The organism is Sphingomonas sp., from assembly GCF_035714405.1.
Taxonomy (GTDB): Bacteria; Pseudomonadota; Alphaproteobacteria; order Sphingomonadales; family Sphingomonadaceae; genus Sphingomonas.
On the sequence record NZ_DASTMA010000018.1, the window covers coordinates 649,024 to 669,634 of the forward strand.

17 protein-coding genes are annotated in these 20,611 nt (G+C 65.9%); 10 read left to right on the plus strand and 7 right to left on the minus strand.

Going from position 1 to position 20,611, the window contains the following annotated elements:
* The first annotated feature begins 175 nt into the window (after nt 1-175).
* Together VFQ64_RS09975 and VFQ64_RS09980 are read left to right on the plus strand one after the other, a co-directional pair.
* Entirely contained in the window at nt 176-3,322 is a 3,147-nt protein-coding gene (locus VFQ64_RS09975; protein ID WP_325103132.1) for a TonB-dependent receptor domain-containing protein, read from the plus strand.
* Between the two features lie 99 nt (nt 3,323-3,421).
* Nucleotides 3,422-5,062, plus strand: coding sequence for a tetratricopeptide repeat-containing sulfotransferase family protein (locus VFQ64_RS09980; protein ID WP_325103133.1), 1,641 nt, complete (start codon nt 3,422-3,424; stop codon nt 5,060-5,062).
* A gap of 17 nt (nt 5,063-5,079) precedes the next feature.
* On the opposite strand, the gene ahcY is transcribed toward VFQ64_RS09980, so the two are convergent.
* Nucleotides 5,080-6,519, minus strand: a complete 1,440-nt coding sequence (ahcY, locus tag VFQ64_RS09985) for an adenosylhomocysteinase (protein WP_325103134.1) — start codon at nt 6,517-6,519, stop codon at nt 5,080-5,082.
* A 244-nt stretch (nt 6,520-6,763) separates the two neighbouring features.
* Nucleotides 6,764-7,324 (minus strand): YqgE/AlgH family protein, encoded by a 561-nt coding sequence (locus VFQ64_RS09990; protein ID WP_325103135.1) that lies wholly within the window; start codon nt 7,322-7,324, stop codon nt 6,764-6,766.
* Between the two features lie 91 nt (nt 7,325-7,415).
* Here VFQ64_RS09990 and VFQ64_RS09995 point away from each other — a divergent pair, with 91 nt between their 5' ends.
* From VFQ64_RS09995 to VFQ64_RS10005, 3 genes are all read left to right on the plus strand, one after another.
* A complete protein-coding gene (locus VFQ64_RS09995; protein ID WP_325103136.1) occupies nt 7,416-7,889 on the plus strand; it encodes a peroxiredoxin in 474 nt (157 codons plus the stop codon).
* Between the two features lie 227 nt (nt 7,890-8,116).
* A complete protein-coding gene (locus VFQ64_RS10000) occupies nt 8,117-9,568 on the plus strand; it encodes an AMP nucleosidase (protein ID WP_325103137.1) in 1,452 nt (483 codons plus the stop codon).
* 64 nt (nt 9,569-9,632) lie between these two features.
* The gene (locus tag VFQ64_RS10005; RefSeq protein ID WP_325103138.1) at nt 9,633-10,316 is read left to right on the plus strand and encodes a hypothetical protein; all 684 of its coding nucleotides are present in this window, start codon (nt 9,633-9,635) and stop codon (nt 10,314-10,316) included.
* Nucleotides 10,317-10,357: 41 nt separating this feature from the next.
* Here VFQ64_RS10005 and VFQ64_RS10010 read toward each other — a convergent pair whose 3' ends face one another.
* From VFQ64_RS10010 to VFQ64_RS10030, 5 genes are read right to left on the minus strand one after another with little or no spacing between them, the layout of a single operon-like run.
* Nucleotides 10,358-12,181 (minus strand): M2 family metallopeptidase, encoded by a 1,824-nt coding sequence (locus VFQ64_RS10010; protein WP_325103139.1) that lies wholly within the window; start codon nt 12,179-12,181, stop codon nt 10,358-10,360.
* A 54-nt stretch (nt 12,182-12,235) separates the two neighbouring features.
* Nucleotides 12,236-13,009 carry an alpha/beta fold hydrolase gene (locus VFQ64_RS10015; RefSeq protein ID WP_325103140.1) on the minus strand — a complete coding sequence of 258 codons (774 nt, stop codon included), beginning with the start codon at nt 13,007-13,009 and terminating at the stop codon, nt 12,236-12,238.
* Nucleotides 12,993-13,439 carry a GFA family protein gene (locus tag VFQ64_RS10020; RefSeq protein ID WP_325103141.1) on the minus strand — a complete coding sequence of 149 codons (447 nt, stop codon included), beginning with the start codon at nt 13,437-13,439 and terminating at the stop codon, nt 12,993-12,995. The genes VFQ64_RS10015 and VFQ64_RS10020 overlap by 17 nt, the downstream gene beginning before the upstream one ends.
* 2 nt (nt 13,440-13,441) lie before the next feature.
* The gene (locus tag VFQ64_RS10025) at nt 13,442-14,470 is read right to left on the minus strand and encodes an aspartate-semialdehyde dehydrogenase (protein ID WP_325103142.1); all 1,029 of its coding nucleotides are present in this window, start codon (nt 14,468-14,470) and stop codon (nt 13,442-13,444) included.
* Nucleotides 14,471-14,528: 58 nt separating this feature from the next.
* Nucleotides 14,529-16,754, minus strand: coding sequence for a S9 family peptidase (locus VFQ64_RS10030; RefSeq protein ID WP_414712888.1), 2,226 nt, complete (start codon nt 16,752-16,754; stop codon nt 14,529-14,531).
* A 142-nt stretch (nt 16,755-16,896) separates the two neighbouring features.
* Between VFQ64_RS10030 and VFQ64_RS10035 the strand changes: the two genes are divergently transcribed.
* The 5 genes from VFQ64_RS10035 (at nt 16,897) to VFQ64_RS10055 (ending at nt 20,574) form a co-directional block, all read left to right on the plus strand.
* Complete coding sequence (locus VFQ64_RS10035; protein ID WP_325103143.1) at nt 16,897-17,544, plus strand: DUF6975 family protein; 648 nt, start codon at nt 16,897-16,899, stop codon at nt 17,542-17,544.
* A gap of 62 nt (nt 17,545-17,606) precedes the next feature.
* Entirely contained in the window at nt 17,607-18,461 is an 855-nt protein-coding gene (locus VFQ64_RS10040) for a MoxR family ATPase (RefSeq protein WP_325103144.1), read from the plus strand.
* Nucleotides 18,462-18,535: 74 nt separating this feature from the next.
* Nucleotides 18,536-19,078 (plus strand): CHAP domain-containing protein, encoded by a 543-nt coding sequence (locus VFQ64_RS10045; protein WP_325103145.1) that lies wholly within the window; start codon nt 18,536-18,538, stop codon nt 19,076-19,078.
* 45 nt (nt 19,079-19,123) lie between these two features.
* Entirely contained in the window at nt 19,124-20,302 is a 1,179-nt protein-coding gene (locus VFQ64_RS10050) for a vWA domain-containing protein (RefSeq protein ID WP_325103146.1), read from the plus strand.
* 44 nt (nt 20,303-20,346) lie between these two features.
* Entirely contained in the window at nt 20,347-20,574 is a 228-nt protein-coding gene (locus tag VFQ64_RS10055) for a hypothetical protein (RefSeq protein ID WP_325103147.1), read from the plus strand.
* The last annotated feature ends 37 nt before the right edge of the window (nt 20,575-20,611 follow it).

Here is a 20,611-nt window from a genome sequence, read left to right on the forward strand (position 1 = left end):
CGGGGAAGCGACTTGCGCTCCTCGGCAGGCAATTCGCCGCAGTCAGGCCTCTGGTCAGTGTTGCAGAAGTGTCACAAACGTTCGAGAACAAGGTTTTAGGGCCGCTTCCGGGCTTTCCCAGCGTCTTCAAAATAGGGAAGAGCTTCCGCCATAAGAGTCGCTCGAAAGGAATATGATGATCAAGAGCCGTCTGCTCGTGGCAGTTGCGCCAGCTGCGCTGGTGCTTGGTCTGACCCCCGCCTCTGCGCTGGCCCAGGAACAGCCGGCGACGTCGTCGGCGGCGCAGGATCCAGGAGTGCCTCAGCAGCAGAGCGCCGACAGCGTGACCCCCGTCGCCGGGAACACCGATGTGCCGGCCGACGCGGGAACAGAGACCGGCTCCGACGTGGTCGTCACCGGCTCTCGCATCCGACGTCCGAACCTCGAATCGACGGTGCCGATCACCTCGATCACTGGAGAGGAGTTCTTTCAGACCGGCCGAACGTCGGTTGGCGATACGCTCAACGAGCTTCCGGCACTGCGCAGCACGTTCAGCCAGTCCAATTCGACCCGCTTCCTAGGTACGGCTGGCCTGAGCCTGCTTGATCTTCGCGGACTCGGCTCGCAGCGCACCTTGGTGCTCGTCAACGGTCGCCGTCATGTCGCCGGCGACATTCTGAACAATGCCGTGTCGCCTGATGTCAACACGATCCCGACCGATCTGATCGAGCGAGTCGATACGGTGACAGGGGGCAACTCCGCGATCTATGGATCGGACGCGCTTGCAGGTGTGGTCAACTTCATCCTCAAGGATAATTTCGACGGCGTTCAGATCCGGGGCCAGGGCGGCGCGTCTCAGTACGGCGACGCGGGCTCATACTATGTCAGCGCGCTGGCTGGTAAGAACTTCGCGGACGGACGCGGTAACATCGCGCTCAACCTCGAATATTCGCGGCAGAACGACTTCTACGGCTCCGGTCGGCCGAACCTCCGCAACACGCAGGGGTTCATCACTGTCGACACCGATCCGGCAACCGCGACCAACGGCAGCGATGGCGTGGTCGACACCCAGTTCGTTCCCGACATCCGCAGCGGCATCTACAGCAACGGGGGAACCTTCCTCTCCTATCTCGGCGGCGACAGCTACACGCCCTACCTGTTCACGCCCTCCGGCCAGTTGATCCTCCAGACGGGCACACCCGTCGGTCTTGCACCGCTGCCAAGCTATATCGGTGGCAACGGCAGCAGCTTCCGCGAAGGACGTCAGCTTGCGCTGTCGCCGGCGCTCGATCGTTACAGCGCGAACCTGATCGCAAAGTTCGAGGTCAGCCCCGCTTTCGTACCTTTCCTGGAAGCCAAATACGTTCGTACCGACTCGATCGGCAGCCAGAGTGGGCCCTTCTTCTTCTCGGGTGGCACCACCGGCTCGCCGCGTGAGCGGTTTTCAACCGCCAATCCCTTCCTCAGCGCACAGGCGCGTGGGGTGATCAACGACTATTACGGCTATGCGCCCAACGAGGTCGGCACCTTCACTTTCATTCGCAACGTGGTCGAACTCTCCAACCGCGACGAACAGGCGCGGCGCGAGACCTATCGCGCTGTCGGTGGTGTCCGCGGCACGTTCAACGACGATTGGAACTACGAGGTCAGCGCCAATTACGGCGAGTTCCGCGAGAAGACGCGCATCCTGGGCAACGTCAATCTGCAACGCTTCCTGCTCGCGATCGATGCGGTCGACGCGGGCGTCGCGGCAGGCGGTGCTGCTAACGGTCAGGTCGTGTGCCGGTCGCAGGTCAGCCCTGCGGCGCGTATCGCCTTCGAGGGAGCGGGCGATGCCGCTTTCGCGCAGAGCCAGCTTGCGGCCGATGTCGCGGCCTGCGTACCGATCAACCTATTCGGAGAGGGCAACATCTCCAATGCCGCGCGCGGCTATCTGCTCCAAGACTCGCGCGCGTCAGGCAAGATCACGCAGTTCGTCGCCAGCGGCTTCGTCAGTGGCGACTCCAGTCAGCTGTTCGAACTACCCGGCGGCCCAATCGGTTTCGCGATCGGCGCCGAGTACCGGCGCGAGACTACGACCTACACGCAGGATGCAGCCACCGCTGCCGGTCTCACCTTCTATAATGCCATCCCCCCCTTCAGCCCACCTTCATTCGAGGTGAAGGAGGCGTTTGGCGAGATCCGTCTGCCGATCATCCGCGACTCCTTCATCCATGAGCTGTCGCTGAGTGGCGCAGCGCGGGTCGCCGACTACAAGGGCGCTACCGGGACTGTCTATTCGTACAACGCTGGCATCGACTTCGCGCCGGTTCGCGACCTCAGGTTCCGTGGCAACTACTCACGCGCAGTACGCGCGCCCAATCTGACCGAGCTCTTCACCGTGCCGGGTCAGAATTTCGCAACGGTGGGCGATCCCTGCTCGGCGCGAAACATCGGTACCGGTTCGGCCACGCGCGCCGCAAACTGCGCCGCGGACGGTGTCCCTGCAGGATATGATTTCGTGTACCGTCAGTCACTGGGCTTCCTGTCGGGCGGCAACTCCGCCCTTCAGGCGGAGAAGTCGGACTCCTACACTGTCGGCGGTGTGTTCCAGCCGCGCTTCATTCCTGGCTTCTCGCTGTCGGCCGATTATTTCGACATCACCGTCAATGACGTCATCACCTCCCCGTCCGCGCAGGGGATCATCAACGCCTGCTACGATGCCGCGGACCTGAACAATCAGTTCTGCGCCCTGTTCGCCCGTGCCGGTGCCGGTGGCGGGCCGCGCGGGGAGATCCGGGGGCAGATCCTGGAGAACAACCTGCAGGTCATCCCGCTCAATTACGCGAAGCTGAAGGTCCGTGGCATCGACTTCGAAGCTGCGTATCAGAAACGGCTGAGTTTCGGCACCGTATCGCTGCGGGCGATCTACACCTTCGCCCTCCAGAACGACACGTTCCTCTCGCCGACCGATCCGAGCCGCGCCGATCAGGTGCTGTACGAGCTTGGTGACCCGAAGCACGCGTTCAACGTCAACTCTTCGGTCAAGCTCGGCGCCTTTACGATCGGGCACAAGCTGCGCTACATCGGCAAGATGACGCCGGGAGCGTATGAGAACACCTTCAGCAAGCAGGGGCGTCCGCCGCAGAATGCCGACGCGTTCCCGATCGTGTTCTATCCGGAGCGTTGGTACAACGACGTGCGGATCGACATCGAAGCCAACAACCGCTTCAACTTCTATCTGGGTGTCGACAATGTAGCGAACGAGCTTCCGCCCTTTGGCCTGACCGGGGTGGGCGGCGGTAGTGCCATCTACAACAACACCGGCCGCTTCTTCTATGCAGGTGCCGTGGCGAAGTTCTGATCCGGTCGACTCTAGGCTAATCGGGGGTCGGGGGCGCAAGCCTTCGGCCCCTTGTTTTTGCGGCTGACAACCGCGTCGGCTTGCTGGCAGGACTGAGCGATGACAGCACAGCACGACCGCTCGGCAGCCGCCGATGCCATTCTAGAGCAAGCCAGCCGCCGGCCCGAGTTCGTTCAAGCCGCTCAGGCCTTCATGCGCGGCCGGCTGCCGGAGGCTGAACGAGGCGCTCGTGCGATCCTGGCGCGCCACCCGCGTGACCCCGCCGCGACGCTTCTGCTGGTCGAGATCGCCGGAATCGCCGGCCTGCCTGCGGAGGCGATCGCGTTGTTGCGCAGCGTCAGCACAGTCCTCCCCGGTCACCGCGAGACTCTGACCCGCCTCGCCGAGCTGTTGTTTCGCCAGTCGATGTTCGATGAGGCGCGGACGCTGCTCGACCAACTGACAGAGCACCACCCCGACGACCTCCGCGCCGCCACGATCCGGCTCAGCCTCCTGACCCAGATCGGCGCCTATGACGAGGCCGACAAGATATTCCGGGAGTTGATCGCGCGCAGGCCCGCCGAACCGTCGATACGCCTGGGCCACGCGCACCTCCTGCGCACCTTGGGTCGTCTCGGCGAGAGTGCGGAAACCTATCGCGCGGTGCTTGCCCGGATGCCGGCGTCCGGCGAAGCATGGTGGGGACTCGCCGATCTCAAGTCGGGAGAGTTGGGCGCCCATGACATATCGGTGATGAGCTCGCTTCTGCAACGGCCCGGGATTGATCCGGGTCAGGAGCTGCACCTGCAATTCGCGCTGGGAAAGGCAGAGGAAGACGCCGGGCGGTACGAGGCTTCGTTTACCCACTATGCCGAGGCAAACCGGATTGCCCGCAAGTTGCGGCCCTACGATGCCGCCGAGGCTGCGGCCTCCATCGACCGATCCATCCAGTTCTTCGACGAGCCCTATTTCGATCGGCGTAGCGGCTGGGGTTCACCGTCAACGGCACCAATCTTCATCGTCGGCATGCCGCGCGCCGGCTCCACGCTTCTGGAGCAGATGCTCGCCAGCCACCCAGCAATCGAGGGCACCGCCGAGCTACCCTATATTCCGCAAATCGCGCACGAACTGCTGGCGGAACGGTGGAGCGAGGCACCGGTCCCCTACCCGAATGCGCTCGCCGCGATCGATGCCGAACGCGCGCGGGTTATGGGCGAACGATACCTGACCCGCGCGACCATTCACCGCATCACGGATAGACCATTCTTCATCGACAAGCTGAACGACAATTGGCCCCATATCGGCTTGATCCACACGATCCTGCCGCAGGCCATCATCATCGACGCCAGGCGAGAAGCCATGGCCTGCTGTTTCGCGAACTTTAAGCAGCATTTCACGCGCGGTCGGGACTTTGCTTATGACCAGACCGACATCGCTCGGCAGTATCGAGACTATGTCAGGTACATGGACCATGTCGCAACGGTCCTCCCCGGTCGCGTGCTGCGGGTTGAACATGAGCGGCTGCTGGCGGACCCGGAAGCGGAGCTACGCCGCGTCGTCGATCATATCGGTCTAGCGTTCGATCCGGCGTGCCTGCGCTTCTATGAGAACAAGCGCCCCGTGCGCACGGCCAGCGCGGCGCAGGTCCGCCGCCCGCTCGATCCTCACAGTGGCGAGTTGTGGCGACGCTATCGTCCTTGGCTTGGAGAGATGGAGCGGGCGCTTGGCCCGCTCGCACCCCCTAGCGGCGAGTTCCGCTAGGGGAAGCTCGCCTCGCCTCAATACCGGTAGTGATCCGGCTTGAACGGCCCCTCCACCGGCACACCGATATAATCGGCCTGCTTCTTGGTCAGCGTCGACAGCTTCACGCCGAGCTTCTCCAGGTGCAGCGCCGCGACCTTTTCGTCCAGGTGCTTGGGCAGCACATAGACCTGGTTCCCGTACTTCTCGCCCGCGGTCCACAGCTCGATCTGCGCCAACACCTGGTTGGTGAAAGACGAGGACATGACGAACGACGGATGCCCGGTGGCGCAGCCCAGGTTCACCAGCCGGCCCTTGGCCAGCACGATGATCTGCTTGCCGTCGGGGAACTCGACCAGATCGGTGCCGGGCTTTACCTCGGTCCACTTGTAGTTGGACAGGGCCGCGATCTGGATCTCGCTGTCGAAATGACCGATGTTGCTGACGATCGCCATCGGCTTCATCGCCTTCATGTGGTCAGCGGTGATGACGTCGGCATTGCCGGTCGCGGTGCAGAAGATGTCGGCGCGGGTCACCGCCTCCTCCATCGTCACCACCTCATAACCCTCCATCGCCGCCTGCAGCGCGCAGATCGGATCGACCTCGGTCACCAGCACGCGCGCGCCGCCGTTGCGCAGCGACGCGGCCGAGCCCTTGCCGACATCGCCGAAGCCCGCGACGCAGGCGACCTTGCCGGCGAGCATGACGTCGGTGGCGCGACGGATCGCATCGACCAGCGATTCCTTGCAGCCGTAGAGATTGTCGAACTTCGACTTGGTGACGCTGTCGTTGACGTTGATCGCGGGGAACGGCAGCTCGCCCTTCTTGGCGATCTCGTACAGGCGGTGGACGCCCGTGGTGGTCTCTTCCGATACGCCCTTCAGGTTCTTGACCGTGTCGGTCAGATAGCCGGGATACTTGGCGACGAACGCCTTCAGCGCGCGCTGGAACTCGACCTCCTCGTCATTCTCCGGCTCGCCCAGCGTGTGGCCGGCCTCCAGCTTCGCGCCCCACAGCGCGAACATGGTGGCGTCGCCGCCGTCGTCGAGGATGATGTTCGCGGTCTCGCCCGAGGTGCCCGCACCCCAGTTGAAGATGTCGCCGACATAATCCCAATAGTCCGCCAGGCTCTCGCCCTTGATCGCGAACACCGGCACGCCGGTCGCGGCGATCGCGGCGGCGGCATGGTCCTGCGTCGAGAAGATGTTGCACGTCGCCCAGCGCACGTCGGCGCCGAGCGCGGTCAGCGTCTCGATCAGCACCGCGGTCTGGATGGTCATGTGCAGCGAGCCGGTGATGCGCGCGCCCTTTAGCGGCTTGGACGCGCCGAACTCCTGGCGCAGCGCCATCAGGCCGGGCATCTCGGTCTCAGCGATGTCGATCTCGCGACGGCCGAACTCGGCCAGGCCGATGTCGGCGATGACGTAGTCGCCCTTGGTCGAGCGGGTATCTGCCTCGGGCGCGAAAGCGGTGGCCAAGACGTGTCTCCTAATGGTAGCGTGATTCGGCGAGCCCTGCGCCCGTGCCGGATGCAAGGCTCATAGCTCAGGATGGCATATAAAGAAAGCTTTATGTCTTATTGAAGGAGCAGTTCGTTAGCTCTTCCCCGGCGAAGGCCGGGGCCCAGGTGCGAAGGTCGAAGTTGGCGAGGTCTACTCGTCCTTCATGGAAGCTCGGAGCTGGACCCCGGCCGGCGCCGGGGAGGATGATTGTAGCGAGCCGCTACGCCCGCCCCACGCCGCCGACCAGAAACCGGGGGTCGACCCCCGCCCCCGCGAAGCCCCGCTGCCACCGCTCGGCGGCCGGCGTATCGAACAGCAGCGTCTCGTCACCCTTGACGTTGAGCCAGCCGGGCCGTGCCAGCTCGCCGTCGAGCTGCCCCTCGCCCCAGCCGGCATAGCCCAGCGCCACCACCCATCGCGACGGACCCGTGCCCTCGGCGATCGCGCGCAGCACATCGACCGTGCTCGACATCGCCCAGCGCCCGGCGACGTCGATCGAGTCCTGCCCACCCCAGTCGCGGCTGTGGACCACGAAGCCGCGGCGCGGTTCCACCGGCCCGCCGATATGGACCGGGGCATTGACCGACTCACCCGGGTCGATCGCGAATTGCTCCAGTAGGTCGTGGGACCCCAGCCCGTCATAGGTCTGCCCCAATCCGATGCCGAGCGCGCCTTGCTCGTCATGCGCGCACATCGCGATCACCGCGCGGTCGAAGCGCGGGTCGTGCATGCCCGGCATGGCGAGCAGAAACTGGCCGGAAAGAAACTGGGGCTTGTCCATGGCTTGCGACCATAACGCCGCCGCGCCGCTTTCGTCGCGCTTGAAATCGCCCGCCGCATGGTCGAACGGCGCGGGCGAAGGAGATTTTCACATGATCCAAGTCGGTGACCGCCTGCCCGAAGCGACCCTGATCAAGGTCGGCGAAAGCCCTGAACAGGTGACCACGCGCGACTTCTTCGCCGGCCGCCGCGTCGCGCTGTTCGCCGTGCCGGGCGCGTTCACGCCCACCTGTTCGGCCAAGCACCTGCCGGGCTTCATCGAGCATGGCACGGCGCTGAAGGCCAAGGGCGTGGACGAGGTCGCCTGCACCGCCGTCAACGATCCCTTCGTGCTGGGCGCGTGGGCTAAACAGAACGAGGCTTCCGGCATCACCATGCTCGCCGACGGCAACGGCACCTTCGCCGACGCGCTCGGCCTCAGCTTCGATGGTGGCAAGTTCGGCATGGGCAAGCGGTCGCAGCGCTACTCGATGATTGTCAATGACGGCGTGGTCGAGCAGCTCAACGTCGAGGGCCCGGGCGAGTTCAAGGTCAGCTCGGCGGACTATCTGCTGGAGCGGCTATAGGAGATGAAAGGTCGCAAGTAGCGGAGAGCAGCCTAATTGCTCACGCCCCGCAACCTTCCCCGGGGGACACCGGGGCCCAGTCGGCCGCGCCGGCACCAGCGCCCCCCCCCTCGTAGGAGGCCGGCATCTGGGCCCCGGCTTTCGCCGGGGAGGGTTGAAGGGCCAGCCGGCGACGACATCCTGCTCGCCATCTTGCCCTTGTCCCGCGACCCGCGTAGCGGCTCCGGATGACACCCGCTTCCGATATCGTCGCCGAACTTGACCGCCTCTATCGCGTCGCCGTCGAGCGCCTGCAGGCGGCGCTGACCGCCTATCTCACCGACGGCACTCGCCCCGATCCCGCCAGCCGGCGCGACGGCAGCTTTGCCTATCCCGAGATCCGGGTCCGATATCGCGGCAATGACGACCGCCCGCTCGCCGCGCAGAGTGTGCCGCTGCGCTCCTTCGGCCGGCTCGTCACGCCCGGCGACTATCGGATCAGCGTCACCAAGCCGGCGCTGTTCGCCGATTATCTGACCGAGCAACTCACGCTGTTGATCGAGGATTACGGCGTCGAGGTGGAGGCGGTCCCCGGCCGCCAGGAAATCCCGTTTCCGTACGTCCTCGATCCCGGCCACGCGCTCAGCCTCGACGAGGTCTCGGCGGCCGAACTCGCGCGCTTCTTCCCCGCGACCGAGCTGCAGCAGATCGGCGATGAGGTCGCGGACGGGCTGTGGATCCCGCAGGACGCGACCCGCCCGCTGGCGCTGTTCGACGCGCTGCGCACCGACTTCAGCCTGATGCGGCTGCGCCATTATACCGGCACCCCGTCGGAGCACACGCAGCGCTTCATCCTGTTCACCAACTATCATCGCTATGTCGACGAGTTCGTCCGTTGGGCGGTCGCGCAGCTCGGCGACGGAAGCCGCTTCACCGGCGTGTCAGGCGCCGGCGGCGTCGTGATCCGTGCCGGCGAGGATCCGGAGCGGCTGGTCACCGACAGCGCCTGGCGGCGGCATCAGATGCCGGCCTATCACCTGATGGCAGAGGACGGCACCGGCATCACGCTCGTCAACATCGGCGTCGGTCCGTCGAACGCGAAGACGATCTGCGACCACCTGGCGGTGATGCGGCCCGAGGCTTGGCTGATGATCGGCCATTGCGGTGGGCTGCGGCCGTCGCAGCGGATCGGCGACTATGTCCTGGCGCATGCCTATCTACGCGACGATCACATCATGGACGACGTGCTGCCGCCGGAGATCCCCGTGCCGGCAATCGCCGAGGTCCAGGTGGCGCTCGCCCGCGCCGCCGAGATCGTGTCCGGTCAGTCGGGCGAGGAGCTCAAGCGCCGGCTGCGCACCGGCACCATCGTTACCACCGACGACCGCAACTGGGAGCTGCGCTATTCGCGCTCGGCACTGCGCTTCTCGCTCAGCCGTGCGGTCGGGGTGGACATGGAGTCGGCCACTATCGCCGCGCAGGGCTATCGCTTCCGCGTTCCCTACGGGACGCTGCTGTGCGTCTCCGACAAGCCGCTCCACGGCGAGCTCAAGCTACCTGGCCAGGCCAACCGCTTCTACGAACGCGCGATCAGCGAGCATATGCGCATCGGCATCGAGGCGTGCGAGCAGCTCCGTCGCGAGGGCGAGCGGCTGCACAGCCGCAAGTTGCGCGCGTTCGACGAGCCGCCGTTCAGATGAATCGGAAACCATCGGACGGCCACGCGTTACGCTTCCGAACCGATCCGCAACAGGGAGCCAAATCATGGCTGACGACAATAACAACAACGGTGGCAACGACGGCGGCACACCGGAGGCGGCACCGCCCGCTCCCCGCCGCCGCGCCGCGCCGCGCAGCCCGACCGCCAAGAAGCCGGGGCCCAAGCCCAAAGGTGTCGTGACCCGGGTCGAAGAGGCCGGTTCGCGCGCCGTCACCGCGACCAAGGACGCGGTGACCGACGCCGGCGAAAGCGTCGTCCGCGCGGTCAAGCCGCGCTCGACCAAGCGGGCGGCACCGCGCGCCAAGGCGGCTCGCGGCAGCGGCCGGAGCGCGACGGCCAAGGAGGGCACGAGCACCCGCACCAAGGCGTCGGGCAACACCGGTGCGAAGCGCGCCACCGCCAAGGCTCCCGCGCGGCGCGCTCGGGCGGACCACAAGTCGACCTTGGAAAAGGCGACGGACCGCGTCGGCGGCAGGTGGGCGGCGGCCGCGATCGCGAGCGTCGCCGCAGCCGGCGCCACCGCCGCCGCGCTGCTCACCCTGCGCGGCAGCAGCGGACGCAATGTCGGCACGGAGAAAAAGCCGATCGACATCACCGGCAGCGGCGACAAGGGCGAGGGGCAAGGCACCGTGGTTCAGGCCAGCGCCCATCAGGTGGACGGCACCGACTCCAGCGCCTCGTTCCAGGCCGGCATCGCCGACGAGAACACCGTTCCCGAGACGATCTGAAAACAAGGGGCGCCGGTCACACCGGCGCCCCGCCGTGGGGATCACCAACCGCTGGGCTTGCCCTTGTTCTGTTGGTCCAGCCACGCCTTCAGCGGCGCGAAATACTCGACCAGCGCCTGCCCCGACATCTCGCGTGTGCCGGTGAACGCCTGCAGCGCGTCTGGCCAGGGCTTGGACTGGCCCATCGCCAGCATGGCATTCAGCTTCGCCCCGACCTCCTTGTTGCCATAGAAGGAGCAGCGGTGGAGCGGGCCGGTCCAGCCCGCCTGCTGGCACGCCGTCTTGTAGAACTGGAACTGGAGCACCCGCGCGAGGAAGTAGCGTGCGTACGGTGTCTGCCCCGGGATGTGGTATTTCGCGCCCGGATCGAACCGGGTCTCGTCGCGCGCGACCGGCGGCTTGATGCCCTGATATTGCAGCCGCAGCGCATCCCAGGCGGCCTGATATCCCGACGGCTTGATCTGGCCGGAGAACACGCCCCAACGCCACTTGTCGATCAGCAGCCCGAACGGCAGGAACGCCACCTTGTCCATGCCCTGGCGCAGCAACAGGCCAATGTCCTTGTCGGCGGACGGCACCTTGTTCTGCTCCAGCAGCCCGATCTGCACCAGGTAATTGGGCGTGATCGACAGCGCGACGAAGTCGCCGATCGCCTCGTGGAACCCGTCATTGGCCCCGTTCTGATACAGGAACGGCTGCTTGTTGTAGGCGCGCTGATAATAATTGTGGCCGAGCTCGTGATGGATGGTGACGAAGTCGTCGCCATTCACCTTGGTGCACATCTTGATCCTGATGTCGTCCTTGGCGTCCAGGTTCCAGGCCGACGCGTGACAGATCACCTCGCGGTCGGCGGGCTTCACGATTTGCGAACGCTGGTAGAAGGTCTCGGGCAACGGTGCGAACCCGAGCGACGAGTAGAAGGCCTCGCCCTGCTTTACCATGCGCACCGGATCGTAGCTCTTGGCCTTGAGCAGCGCCTCGACATCATAGCCGACGTCGCCCGCACCCTTGGGCGCGACCACGTCATAGATGTTGCCCCATTCCTGCGCCCACATGTTGCCGAGCAGGTCGGCGCGGATCGGCCCCGTCTTCGGTTGCACCGCGTCGCCGTATTTCTCGTTCAGCTTCCAACGCGTGTAGGTGTGCAGCGCCTTGTACAGCGGCTCCACCTCGCTCCAGATGCGGTCGACGGTCTTCGCGAATTCGGCCGGCGGCATGTCGTAGCCGGAACGCCACAGCGCGCCGACATCGGCATAGCCCAGCTCCTTGGCACCCTGGTTGCCGAGCTCGACGACGCGCGCATAGTCGGTGCGCATCGGTGCTCCGACATTGTCGTGCCAGCTGGTCCACATCTCCTGCAGCTTGGCGGGATCGCGGCTCGTCCCCATCGCCGCCTCGATGTCGGACCCGTTGATCGGCTTGCCGTCGAGCGTGCCCTTGCCCTTGCCATAGAAGGACGACTGCTTGGTGGTCAGCGTCGCCAGCTGCTCGGCCGCGCCCGGTCGAGTCGGCGCCGGCAGCGTCAGGCCGCTGCGCATCAGGTCTAGCTTGCGCCGCGTGTCGGGCGACAGGCCGGCGACATCGTTGAACCGCGCCGCGCCGATCGCATAGCGTACGCCCATCTCGGTCGACTCCGCGCCCGCCTTGGCAGCCAGCGCATCGGTGTCGTCGGTGATGTAGGTCGCGTTGACCCAGGCGACGCGCGACCAGTCGAGGGACTTCATCGCGGCGGTCTTCTCGGCCTCGGCGACGAATGCGTCGGCCTCGGCGGCGGTGGGCTTGGCGGTGGCGGCCCTGGTTTGGGCGAGCGCGGGCGCCGCCAAGGCGAGAGACAGGGCGGCGAACGAGATGGTGTGGCGAAGCATACTGGCCCTCAAGGGATTGAGATGCCAGCTAGATGCGACCGGGACTAACCTCCGTCAAGCCGCCAGGAAGCGCGCGATCGCCTGTCCAAGCTCCGGCTTGATAACCGAGCTCATATGCCCGCCCGGCACCTCGAAGAACTGCGCGTCGGGCAACGCCGCCGCGAGGTCGGGGCCTGAGCCATTATCCTGGTCCTCCGCGCCGCAAACGATGGCGGTCGGCCATGCGAAGCCTTTGATGCTTTCCAGCGGCGTATCGACGAACGTGTCGATGATGCCCAGCAGCGCCACCGGATCGCCCTTGGTGGTGCGCAGGAACTGCTCCGCCATCCATTTCGGGCTGCCCCGCTCATGCCGGCCGATATTGGTCAGGATGTCGCGAAAATGCCCTGCCCGCCGCCCCGTATCGGTGAGCCCCTCCAGCCCCATACCCGAGAACACGACCCGGCGCGGAGTCGATCCCGTCGTCAGCATCCGCGACACCGTCCGCGCGCCGAGCGAATAGCCGACCAGATCATAGTCGCCGAGCCCCAGATGCGCGATCAGCGCGTGCCCGTCCCGCGTCAGCGCGTCGGGCGGATAGGCGGCCGGATCGTGCGGCTTGTCGCTGTCCCCGTGCGCGCGGAGGTCGGGCACGATGACGCGGAACCCCTCGGCCGCCAATGCCGCGGCATGGCCGTAGCGGATCCAGTTGGTCTGTCCGTCAGAGAAGAAGCCGTGCAGCAGCACCGCTGGCCGCCCCTCGCCCAGCTCGCGCCAAGCGAGCCTGGTGCCGTCCCAGCTGGCGAAAAATTGCGGCGCGATCGCCGCCTCTTCAACCCGGCTTGGCATCGGCGGCCTTCCAGCGTTCGAGCAGCGGCGCATATTCGTCGGAGCGTTGGCGCGGCAGCGAGCGCGTATCGAGCCACGCCTCGTGCAGACTCTCCGTCCCGAAGTGCGCGGTCGGCCGAAACCGACCAGGCTCGTCGAAGCTCCCCACTGTCAGGTCCAACTTCTCCGACGCTTTCAGATATTCGAACGTCAGCGGCGTTCCGCAATCGCGGCAATAACCGCGCTCCGCAATCGCCGACGAGTGGAACCGATCCGGCTCCCGCGTCGTCCAGGTCACCGCCGACCGGCTTACATTCGTGAACGCGATCGACACGCCGCCGGTCGCCCGCTGGCACATGCGGCAGTGACAGAGATAGGCGTCATCATTGTCGAGCGCGACCGCGTAGCGCACGCGGCCGCACTGACAGCCGCCGGTGGCCAGCTCACCCATGCTCAAGCCGCCTTCTGCAGGTGTCGTCGCCCGAGCAGCTCGGCGATCTGCACAGCGTTCAGCGCCGCGCCTTTGCGTAGGTTGTCACTGACGCACCACAGCGACAGGCCGTTCTCCACCGTCGGATCCTCGCGTACGCGACTGACATAGGTGGCGAAGTCGCCGACGCATTCGACCGGCGTGATGTAGCCGCCGTCCTCGCGCTTATCGACCAGCATCACGCCCGGCGCCTCGCGCAGGATGCGCTGCGCCTGCTCGGCGCTGATCTCGTCGTGGAATTCGACGTTGATCGCCTCCGAATGGCCGACGAACACGGGTACTCGGACGCAGGTCGCCGTGACCTTGATTTTCGGGTCCATGATCTTCTTGGTCTCGACCACCATCTTCCACTCTTCCTTGGTGGAGCCGTCGTCGAGGAAGCTGTCGATGTGCGGGATGACGTTAAAGGCGATCTGCTTGGTGAACTTGTTCGGCGTGGCGGGATCGCCGACGAAGATGTTGCGCGACTGTTCGAACAGCTCGTCCATGCCCGCCTTGCCGGCGCCCGATACGGACTGATAGGTCGCCACGACGATCCGCTTGATCCGGGCGACATCATGCAGCGGCTTGAGAGCCACCACCATCTGCGCGGTCGAGCAATTCGGATTAGCGATGATATTGCGAGCGCGATAGCCGGCGATCGCCTCGGGGTTCACCTCCGGCACGATCAACGGCACGTCGGGGTCCATGCGATAGAGTGACGAATTGTCGATCACCGTGCAGCCGGCCTGCGCGAACCTCGGGCCATAGACCTTGGTCGCCTCCGAGCCGATCGCGAACAGCGCCATGTCCCAGCCGGTCGGATCGAAATGCTCGATGTTCTGCACCTTGAGCATGCGACCGGTGTCGCCATACTCGATCTCGTCGCCTTGCGAGCGCGCCGAGGCGAGGACGGCGATCTCGTCCGCCGGAAATTCCCGCTCGGCGAGGATGTTGACCATCTCCCGCCCGACGCTGCCCGTCGCGCCGGCGACGGCGATCCTGTAACCCATGACCAATCTCCAATGTGGCGCCGCCGTAGCCCGCAGCGCCTCGGCCCGCCAGAAAGCTCTACTTGGCGGGCGCGTTCTTCACATGCCGATCCAGGAACGACAGGATCGTGCTCCAAAGATGCTCGCTCACGCCGGCGCCGCCGACGCGGTGCGTCTGGCCGGGATAGAGCATCATCTCGAACGGCGTGTTCCGCTTCTGCATCTCGGCCGCGATCAGCGTCGAGTTGTTCAGGAACACGTTGTCGTCCGCCATGCCGTGGATCAGCAGCAGGGGATCGCGGATGCGGCCCGCGTCCTCGATCGCGCCCGATCCGGAATAGCTCTTACGGTCCTGGTTCGGATCGCCCAGATACCGTTCGGTATAGTGCGTGTCGTACAGCTTCCAGTCCGTCACCGGCGCACCCGCGACCGCTGCTGCATAGACCCCCGGATTGGCCTGCAGCATCTTGAGCGACATGTAGCCGCCATAGGACCAGCCATAAGTCGCGATCTTGCCGCCATCCACGAACGGCAGCGTCTTGAGGTAATTGGCGCCGGCCAGCTGGTCGACCACCTCGACAGATCCCATCGCGTGGTACAGCTGATCCTCGAATGCCTTGCCGCGGTTGATCGAGCCGCGATTGTCGATCTTGAAATAGATCCAGCCCTGATCGACCAGGAACTGCGGCAGCGCGCCCTGCCAGCCGCGCGTCACCTGCTGGCTGCCGGGGCCGCCATAATGCTCGAAGAACACGGGGTAGCGCTTGCCGGGCTCCAGCGCCGGGGTGATCATCTCCCAGTGCAGCGTCGAACCGTCCGTCGCTTTCAGCGTGCCGAACTGCGTCGGTCGATGGCTGGCGAGGAACGGGTGATAAGGATGGCCCGCGACCACCGCGTTCTCGCCGATCCAGCGCAGCCGCTTGCCGTCGGTATCCGCGAGATAGACCTGATGCGGCTGCGACGGGCCGGAGCGGACCACCATCAGGCGGGTCGCGGCTGAGTCCATCACACCCGCCTGGGTATGATAACCGCGTTCGGTCAGCCGCACCGGCTGGCCCGGCCGGTTGAGGTCGAGTCGATAGATGTGCTGCTCGAGCACATCGTCCTTGGTGCCCGCGAAATAGGCCAGGCCCTTGCGTTCGTCGACGCCGATCAGGTCGGTGACGACCCACGGCCCGCGCGTAAGCTGCGTCCACTTGCCCTTCGCGAAACGATAGAGATGCCGATATCCGTCGCGCTCCGACGACCAGAGCAGGCTGCCGTCGGGCATCGGATGATAGGCGTCCGACAGGTTGATCCAGCTGCGCGCGCCTGCCTTTTCGGTGAACAGCACGCGCGACTGGCCGGTGGCCGGATCGACGCTCAGCATGTCGAGCGTCTTCTGGTCGCGGCTCTGCCGCTGCACCAGCAGCGTGCGGCCGTCCGGCGTCCAGTCGACCCGCGCCAGGTAGATGTCCGGGTTGCGGCCAAGATCGACCTTCACCTGCCCGGACCCGTCCGGCCGCATGACGTACAGCTCGACCAGCACATTGGGTGTGCCTGCGGCCGGGTAGCGCTGCTCATAGGTCTGCGTGCCCGAAGCGCCGATCGACGCGCGCACCGCGACCTGCACGGACGCCTCGTCGAACCGCTCCACCGCGATCAGCCGATCGTCCGGCGACCACCAATAACCGGTGCGCCGATCCATCTCCTCCTGCGCGACGAACTCGGCCTCGCCCCAATGCACGGTGCCCGCACCACCTTGGGTGACCGCCCGCGCCTCGCCGCCGCCCAGCGGCTGCACATAGAGGTTCTGGTCGCGTACGAAGCTGACGAACCCGCCCTTGGGGCTGATCTTGGGGTTGAGCTCGCCGGCCGGGGTGTTGGTCAGCCGCCGCGGCCTGCCGTCGAGCGTCGCCAAATATAGATCGCCGTCGAGCGGTACCAGGATCGAGCGGCCGTCCGGCGCCCATTCATAGGCGACGATGCCGCGCGAGCCACCGATCCGCGCCCGCTCGCGCTGCATCTTCTCGGCTTCGGACAGTTCCGCCCCTGATCCGATCTTCTTCGAATCGACCAGCATCCGCTCCGCGCCGCTGCGGGTGTCGATCGCCCATAGGTCCAGCCGCTCGCGCTCGTCGGCGCGGTTGCGCAGCACCGTTAGCAGCGTGCCGTCGGGCGACAGCTTCAGCGATCGCGGCTGCTGCCCGGACAGATCGGGGCTGGCGAACACACGCTTCAGCGTCAGGTCGCCCGCACCGGTCTGGGCGTCAGCGCCCACCGCCACCGTCCCCATCAGCGCCATTCCCAACAGCCATGCGCGCATCCACTCTCTCCGTTTCACGGTTCTGCGAAGTGGGTTGCGCGAGGGTTAAGCGCCGGTCAACCGCGTCTTTACGCGCTTCGGTATAGATGGAGGTTCACACAGGGTTGCGGACCGAACGGTCGCGCAGCTTGAGCACTGGGGTATGATGACGCAACGCTTCGCCACGAGCGCCGAGACGGGCGCGGGAGCCACGCTCCGCCGTCTTCTGACCGCCGACGGCACCCGCGCGCACCCGTACCCGACCCGGATCGCGGCGAACCGTTCGGATGCCCGCGACCTGAGCGATGCCGTGCATGCGCTGTGCGCCGTCCATGGCCACCACCCTGACCTACTCGCGATCGCCGCCGATCTGACGAAGGCGCCGGTCGAGCGGGACTGGCTGCTGGAGGCCAGCGAAGGCTTCGCGGTGGAGCGCGCCGGGCTGGCGAAGCTCGTGGCGGCGGCAGGCCCCCTGCCCTCGACGCCCGGTCAGGCGGAGACTTCCGCCGCGCTGTCGGCCGAGCGTCACACGCTGGAGATGCTCGCTCGCTCCGAACGCGCCGGCGTAGCGCTGGGCGCAGCCGCGGCGCTGGTCGGTGACTGGCAGGCGATCCGGCTGGTGCTCGATCACGCCGCCGATCGGTTCGGCGTCCTGCTCCCGCCCGCGAGCGCGCTCGATGCCGAGGCACTGCTCGACCGCACCGCCGCGCTGGAACGGGCGGTCGGCTTCGGCGCGCAACAGCTGCTCGCCCAGCATCGCGGCTTGTGGAGCCTGCTCGAGGCGCGGGCCAGCGCCCGGGACCGCCACTAACGGTTGCACCGCCCCCCGCGATCCGCCAAGCGCATACCCGATCATCGAAACGGGATGCCGGCATGAAGCGCTTCGAGGGAACCCAGAATTACGTCGCCACCGACGACCTCAAGGTCGCGGTCAATGCCGCCGTCACGCTGCGCCGCCCATTGCTGGTCAAGGGCGAACCCGGCACCGGCAAGACGGTGCTCGCCTATGAGATCGCCAAGGCGGTCGATGCCGAGCTGATCGAGTGGAACGTCAAGTCCACCACTAAGGCACAGCAGGGACTGTACGAATATGATGCGGTTGCCCGCCTGCGCGACGGTCAGCTCGGCGACGAGCGCGTCCACGACATCTCCAACTACATCCGTCGCGGCAAGCTGTGGGAGGCGTTCACGCGCCCGACCGCGCCGGTGCTGCTGATCGACGAGATCGACAAGGCGGACATCGAGTTCCCGAACGACCTCCTCCAGGAGCTCGATCGCATGGAGTTCCATGTCTACGAGACCAAGGAGACGGTGCGCGCCGTCGAGCGGCCGATCGTCGTCATCACGTCCAACAACGAGAAGGAGCTGCCCGACGCCTTCCTGCGCCGCTGCTTCTTCCACTATATCAAATTCCCCGACCGCGAGACGATGCAGGCGATCGTCGACGTCCACTTCCCCGGCATCCAGCGGCTGCTCGTCGCCAAGGCGATGGATATCTTCTACGACGTCCGCGACGTGCCGGGGCTGAAGAAGAAGCCCTCCACCAGCGAGCTGCTCGACTGGCTCAAGCTGCTGCTCCACGAGGACATGCCGCTGGAGGTGCTGCAAAATCGCGATCCCACCAAGGCGATCCCGCCGCTCCACGGCGCGCTGCTCAAGAACGAGCAGGACGTGATGCTGTTCGAGCGGCTGGCATTCATGGCGAAGCGGCAGCAGAACCGCGGCTGATGATGACCGTTTTTACCAAGGAATAACCAAGGCCCTCAACCGGTTGCTCACCGCGTCATCCGTATGGATGAGGCATGGGGCGGACACTCACCGGTATAGCGGCCTGGCTGGCCATCGCACTCACGGCTGCCGCGGCCCCCGCCGCCTCGCTGCTCGACTACGTCGGCCAATGCGTACCCTTCGCGCGGCAGGCGTCGGGCGTACAGATCTATGGCGATGCCTGGACTTGGTGGGACCAGGCGGAGGGCCGTTACGATCGCGGCAACAGGCCAAAGGTCGGTGCCGTCATTGTCTTTCCGAAGTCGGATCGGCTGCGACTCGGCCACGTCGCGGTGGTCAGCCGCATCGTCGACAAGCGCGTGGCCATGCTCACCCATGCCAACTGGTCGCGGCTCAATGGCCAGCGCGGCCATGCCGAGCAGGACGTGACGATCTTTGACGTAAGCCCACGCAACGACTGGAGCCAGGTCAAGGTCTGGTTCCGTGACACCGACGGGCTGGGCGGCACCGTGTATCCCGTCGCCGGCTTCATCTATGGCGAGCGCCCGCCGGCGCGCGAGCTGACCGGTCGCGATCCCGACTACGTCGCCTCGCTGATCGACGCCTACGCGCGCTGACGCGGCCCGGTTGCGCGCTCGCCTCCGCGGGAGCATGACGCGGCCATGTTCCTCAACTTCCTCGACGAGCTCCGCGTCGCCGGCATCCCCGCGAGCCTGAAGGAGCACCTCATCCTCCTCGAGGCGCTGGAAAGCGACGTGATCGAACGGACGCCGGAGGACTTCTACTATCTCGCCCGCGCCACCTATGTGAAGGACGAGGGCCTGCTCGACCGCTTCGACCAGGTCTTCGCCAAGGTGTTCCGCGGCATCGCCACCACGTTCGGTCAGCAGACCGCCGAGATTCCCGCCGGCTGGCTGAAGGCCGTCGCCGAGAAGTTCCTGAGCGCGGAGGAGATGGAGCAGATCAAGTCGCTCGGTTCCTGGGACGAGATCATGGATACGCTGAAGAAGCGGCTGGAGGAGCAGCAGGGCAAGCACCAGGGCGGCAACAAGTGGATCGGCACCGGCGGCACCTCGCCGTTCGGCAATTCGGGCTACAATCCCGAGGGCGTCCGCATCGGCGGAGAGGGCAAGCACCAGCGCGCGATCAAGGTGTGGGACCAGCGCGAGTTCAGGAACCTCGACAACACCAAGGAGCTCGGCACCCGCAACATCAAGATAGCGCTGCGTCGCCTGCGCAAGTTCGCCCGCGAAGGTGCCGCCGACGAGCTCGACATGGGCGCGACGATCGAAGGCACGGCGCGGCAGGGCTGGCTCGACATCCATATGCGCGCGGAACGCCGCAACGCGGTCAAGCTGCTGCTCTTCCTCGATGTCGGGGGCTCGATGGATCCGTGGGTGAAGCTCTGCGAGGAGCTGTTCTCCGCCGCCACCACCGAGTTCAAGAACCTGGAGTTCTTCTACTTTCATAACTGTCCATACGAAGGCGTGTGGAAGGACAACCGCCGCCGCTTCCAGGAGCGCACGCCGATGTGGGACGTGCTCCACAAGTTCGGCCACGACTATAAGCTGGTGTTCGTCGGCGATGCGTCGATGAGCCCGTACGAAATCACCCATCCCGGCGGCTCGGTCGAGCATTTCAACGAGGAAGCGGGATCGGTGTGGCTGCATCGGATGACCACCACCTATCCTGCCGCGGTATGGCTCAATCCGGTTCCCGAGCAGCAATGGGGCTATTCGCAATCGGTGAAGATCATCCGCGAGCTGCTGACCGACCGCATGTACCCGCTGACGTTGGCCGGTCTCGATGCAGCGATGCGCGAGCTGACGCGCAAGCGTTGAGCGCGGGCAGCGGCAGGCGTATGAGCGGGCGCAGGAGAACCGCTATGCTTGTCGCCCTGCTCGCCCTTGTCGCCTCGCCCCTCCCCGCCGCGACCCTTCAGAAGACCTGCCCGACCCGCGCGGCTGACCGAGTCACCGCGCGCCAGCCCGCCCGCATCCGCCCCCTGGCCGACATGCCGCCTGCGCGGCTGATCAAGGGCGTGTTCCGCGAGGTCGACGGCTGCCCGCAGCCGATCGTCGTCCGCGAACAGGTCGGCGAACCCGGCCGCTAAACCAAGGAACCATTACGCCCCCGTCCCGGTTTTCACC

Coding starts and splice junctions, on each gene's coding strand:
- VFQ64_RS09990 (WP_325103135.1), bottom strand. CDS start 7,324: ATGGACAAGCCCCAGTTTCTTTCCGGCCAGTTTCTGCTCGCCATGCCG.
- VFQ64_RS09995 (WP_325103136.1), top strand. CDS start 7,416: ATGATCCAAGTCGGTGACCGCCTGCCCGAAGCGACCCTGATCAAGGTC.
- VFQ64_RS10005 (WP_325103138.1), top strand. CDS start 9,633: ATGGCTGACGACAATAACAACAACGGTGGCAACGACGGCGGCACACCG.
- VFQ64_RS09975 (WP_325103132.1), top strand. CDS start 176: ATGATCAAGAGCCGTCTGCTCGTGGCAGTTGCGCCAGCTGCGCTGGTG.
- VFQ64_RS10035 (WP_325103143.1), top strand. CDS start 16,897: ATGATGACGCAACGCTTCGCCACGAGCGCCGAGACGGGCGCGGGAGCC.
- VFQ64_RS10055 (WP_325103147.1), top strand. CDS start 20,347: ATGCTTGTCGCCCTGCTCGCCCTTGTCGCCTCGCCCCTCCCCGCCGCG.
- VFQ64_RS10010 (WP_325103139.1), bottom strand. CDS start 12,181: ATGCTTCGCCACACCATCTCGTTCGCCGCCCTGTCTCTCGCCTTGGCG.
- VFQ64_RS10015 (WP_325103140.1), bottom strand. CDS start 13,009: ATGCCAAGCCGGGTTGAAGAGGCGGCGATCGCGCCGCAATTTTTCGCC.
- VFQ64_RS10000 (WP_325103137.1), top strand. CDS start 8,117: ATGACACCCGCTTCCGATATCGTCGCCGAACTTGACCGCCTCTATCGC.
- VFQ64_RS09980 (WP_325103133.1), top strand. CDS start 3,422: ATGACAGCACAGCACGACCGCTCGGCAGCCGCCGATGCCATTCTAGAG.
- VFQ64_RS10045 (WP_325103145.1), top strand. CDS start 18,536: ATGGGGCGGACACTCACCGGTATAGCGGCCTGGCTGGCCATCGCACTC.
- VFQ64_RS10030 (WP_414712888.1), bottom strand. CDS start 16,754: ATGCGCGCATGGCTGTTGGGAATGGCGCTGATGGGGACGGTGGCGGTG.
- VFQ64_RS10040 (WP_325103144.1), top strand. CDS start 17,607: ATGAAGCGCTTCGAGGGAACCCAGAATTACGTCGCCACCGACGACCTC.
- VFQ64_RS10050 (WP_325103146.1), top strand. CDS start 19,124: ATGTTCCTCAACTTCCTCGACGAGCTCCGCGTCGCCGGCATCCCCGCG.
- VFQ64_RS10020 (WP_325103141.1), bottom strand. CDS start 13,439: ATGGGTGAGCTGGCCACCGGCGGCTGTCAGTGCGGCCGCGTGCGCTAC.
- VFQ64_RS10025 (WP_325103142.1), bottom strand. CDS start 14,470: ATGGGTTACAGGATCGCCGTCGCCGGCGCGACGGGCAGCGTCGGGCGG.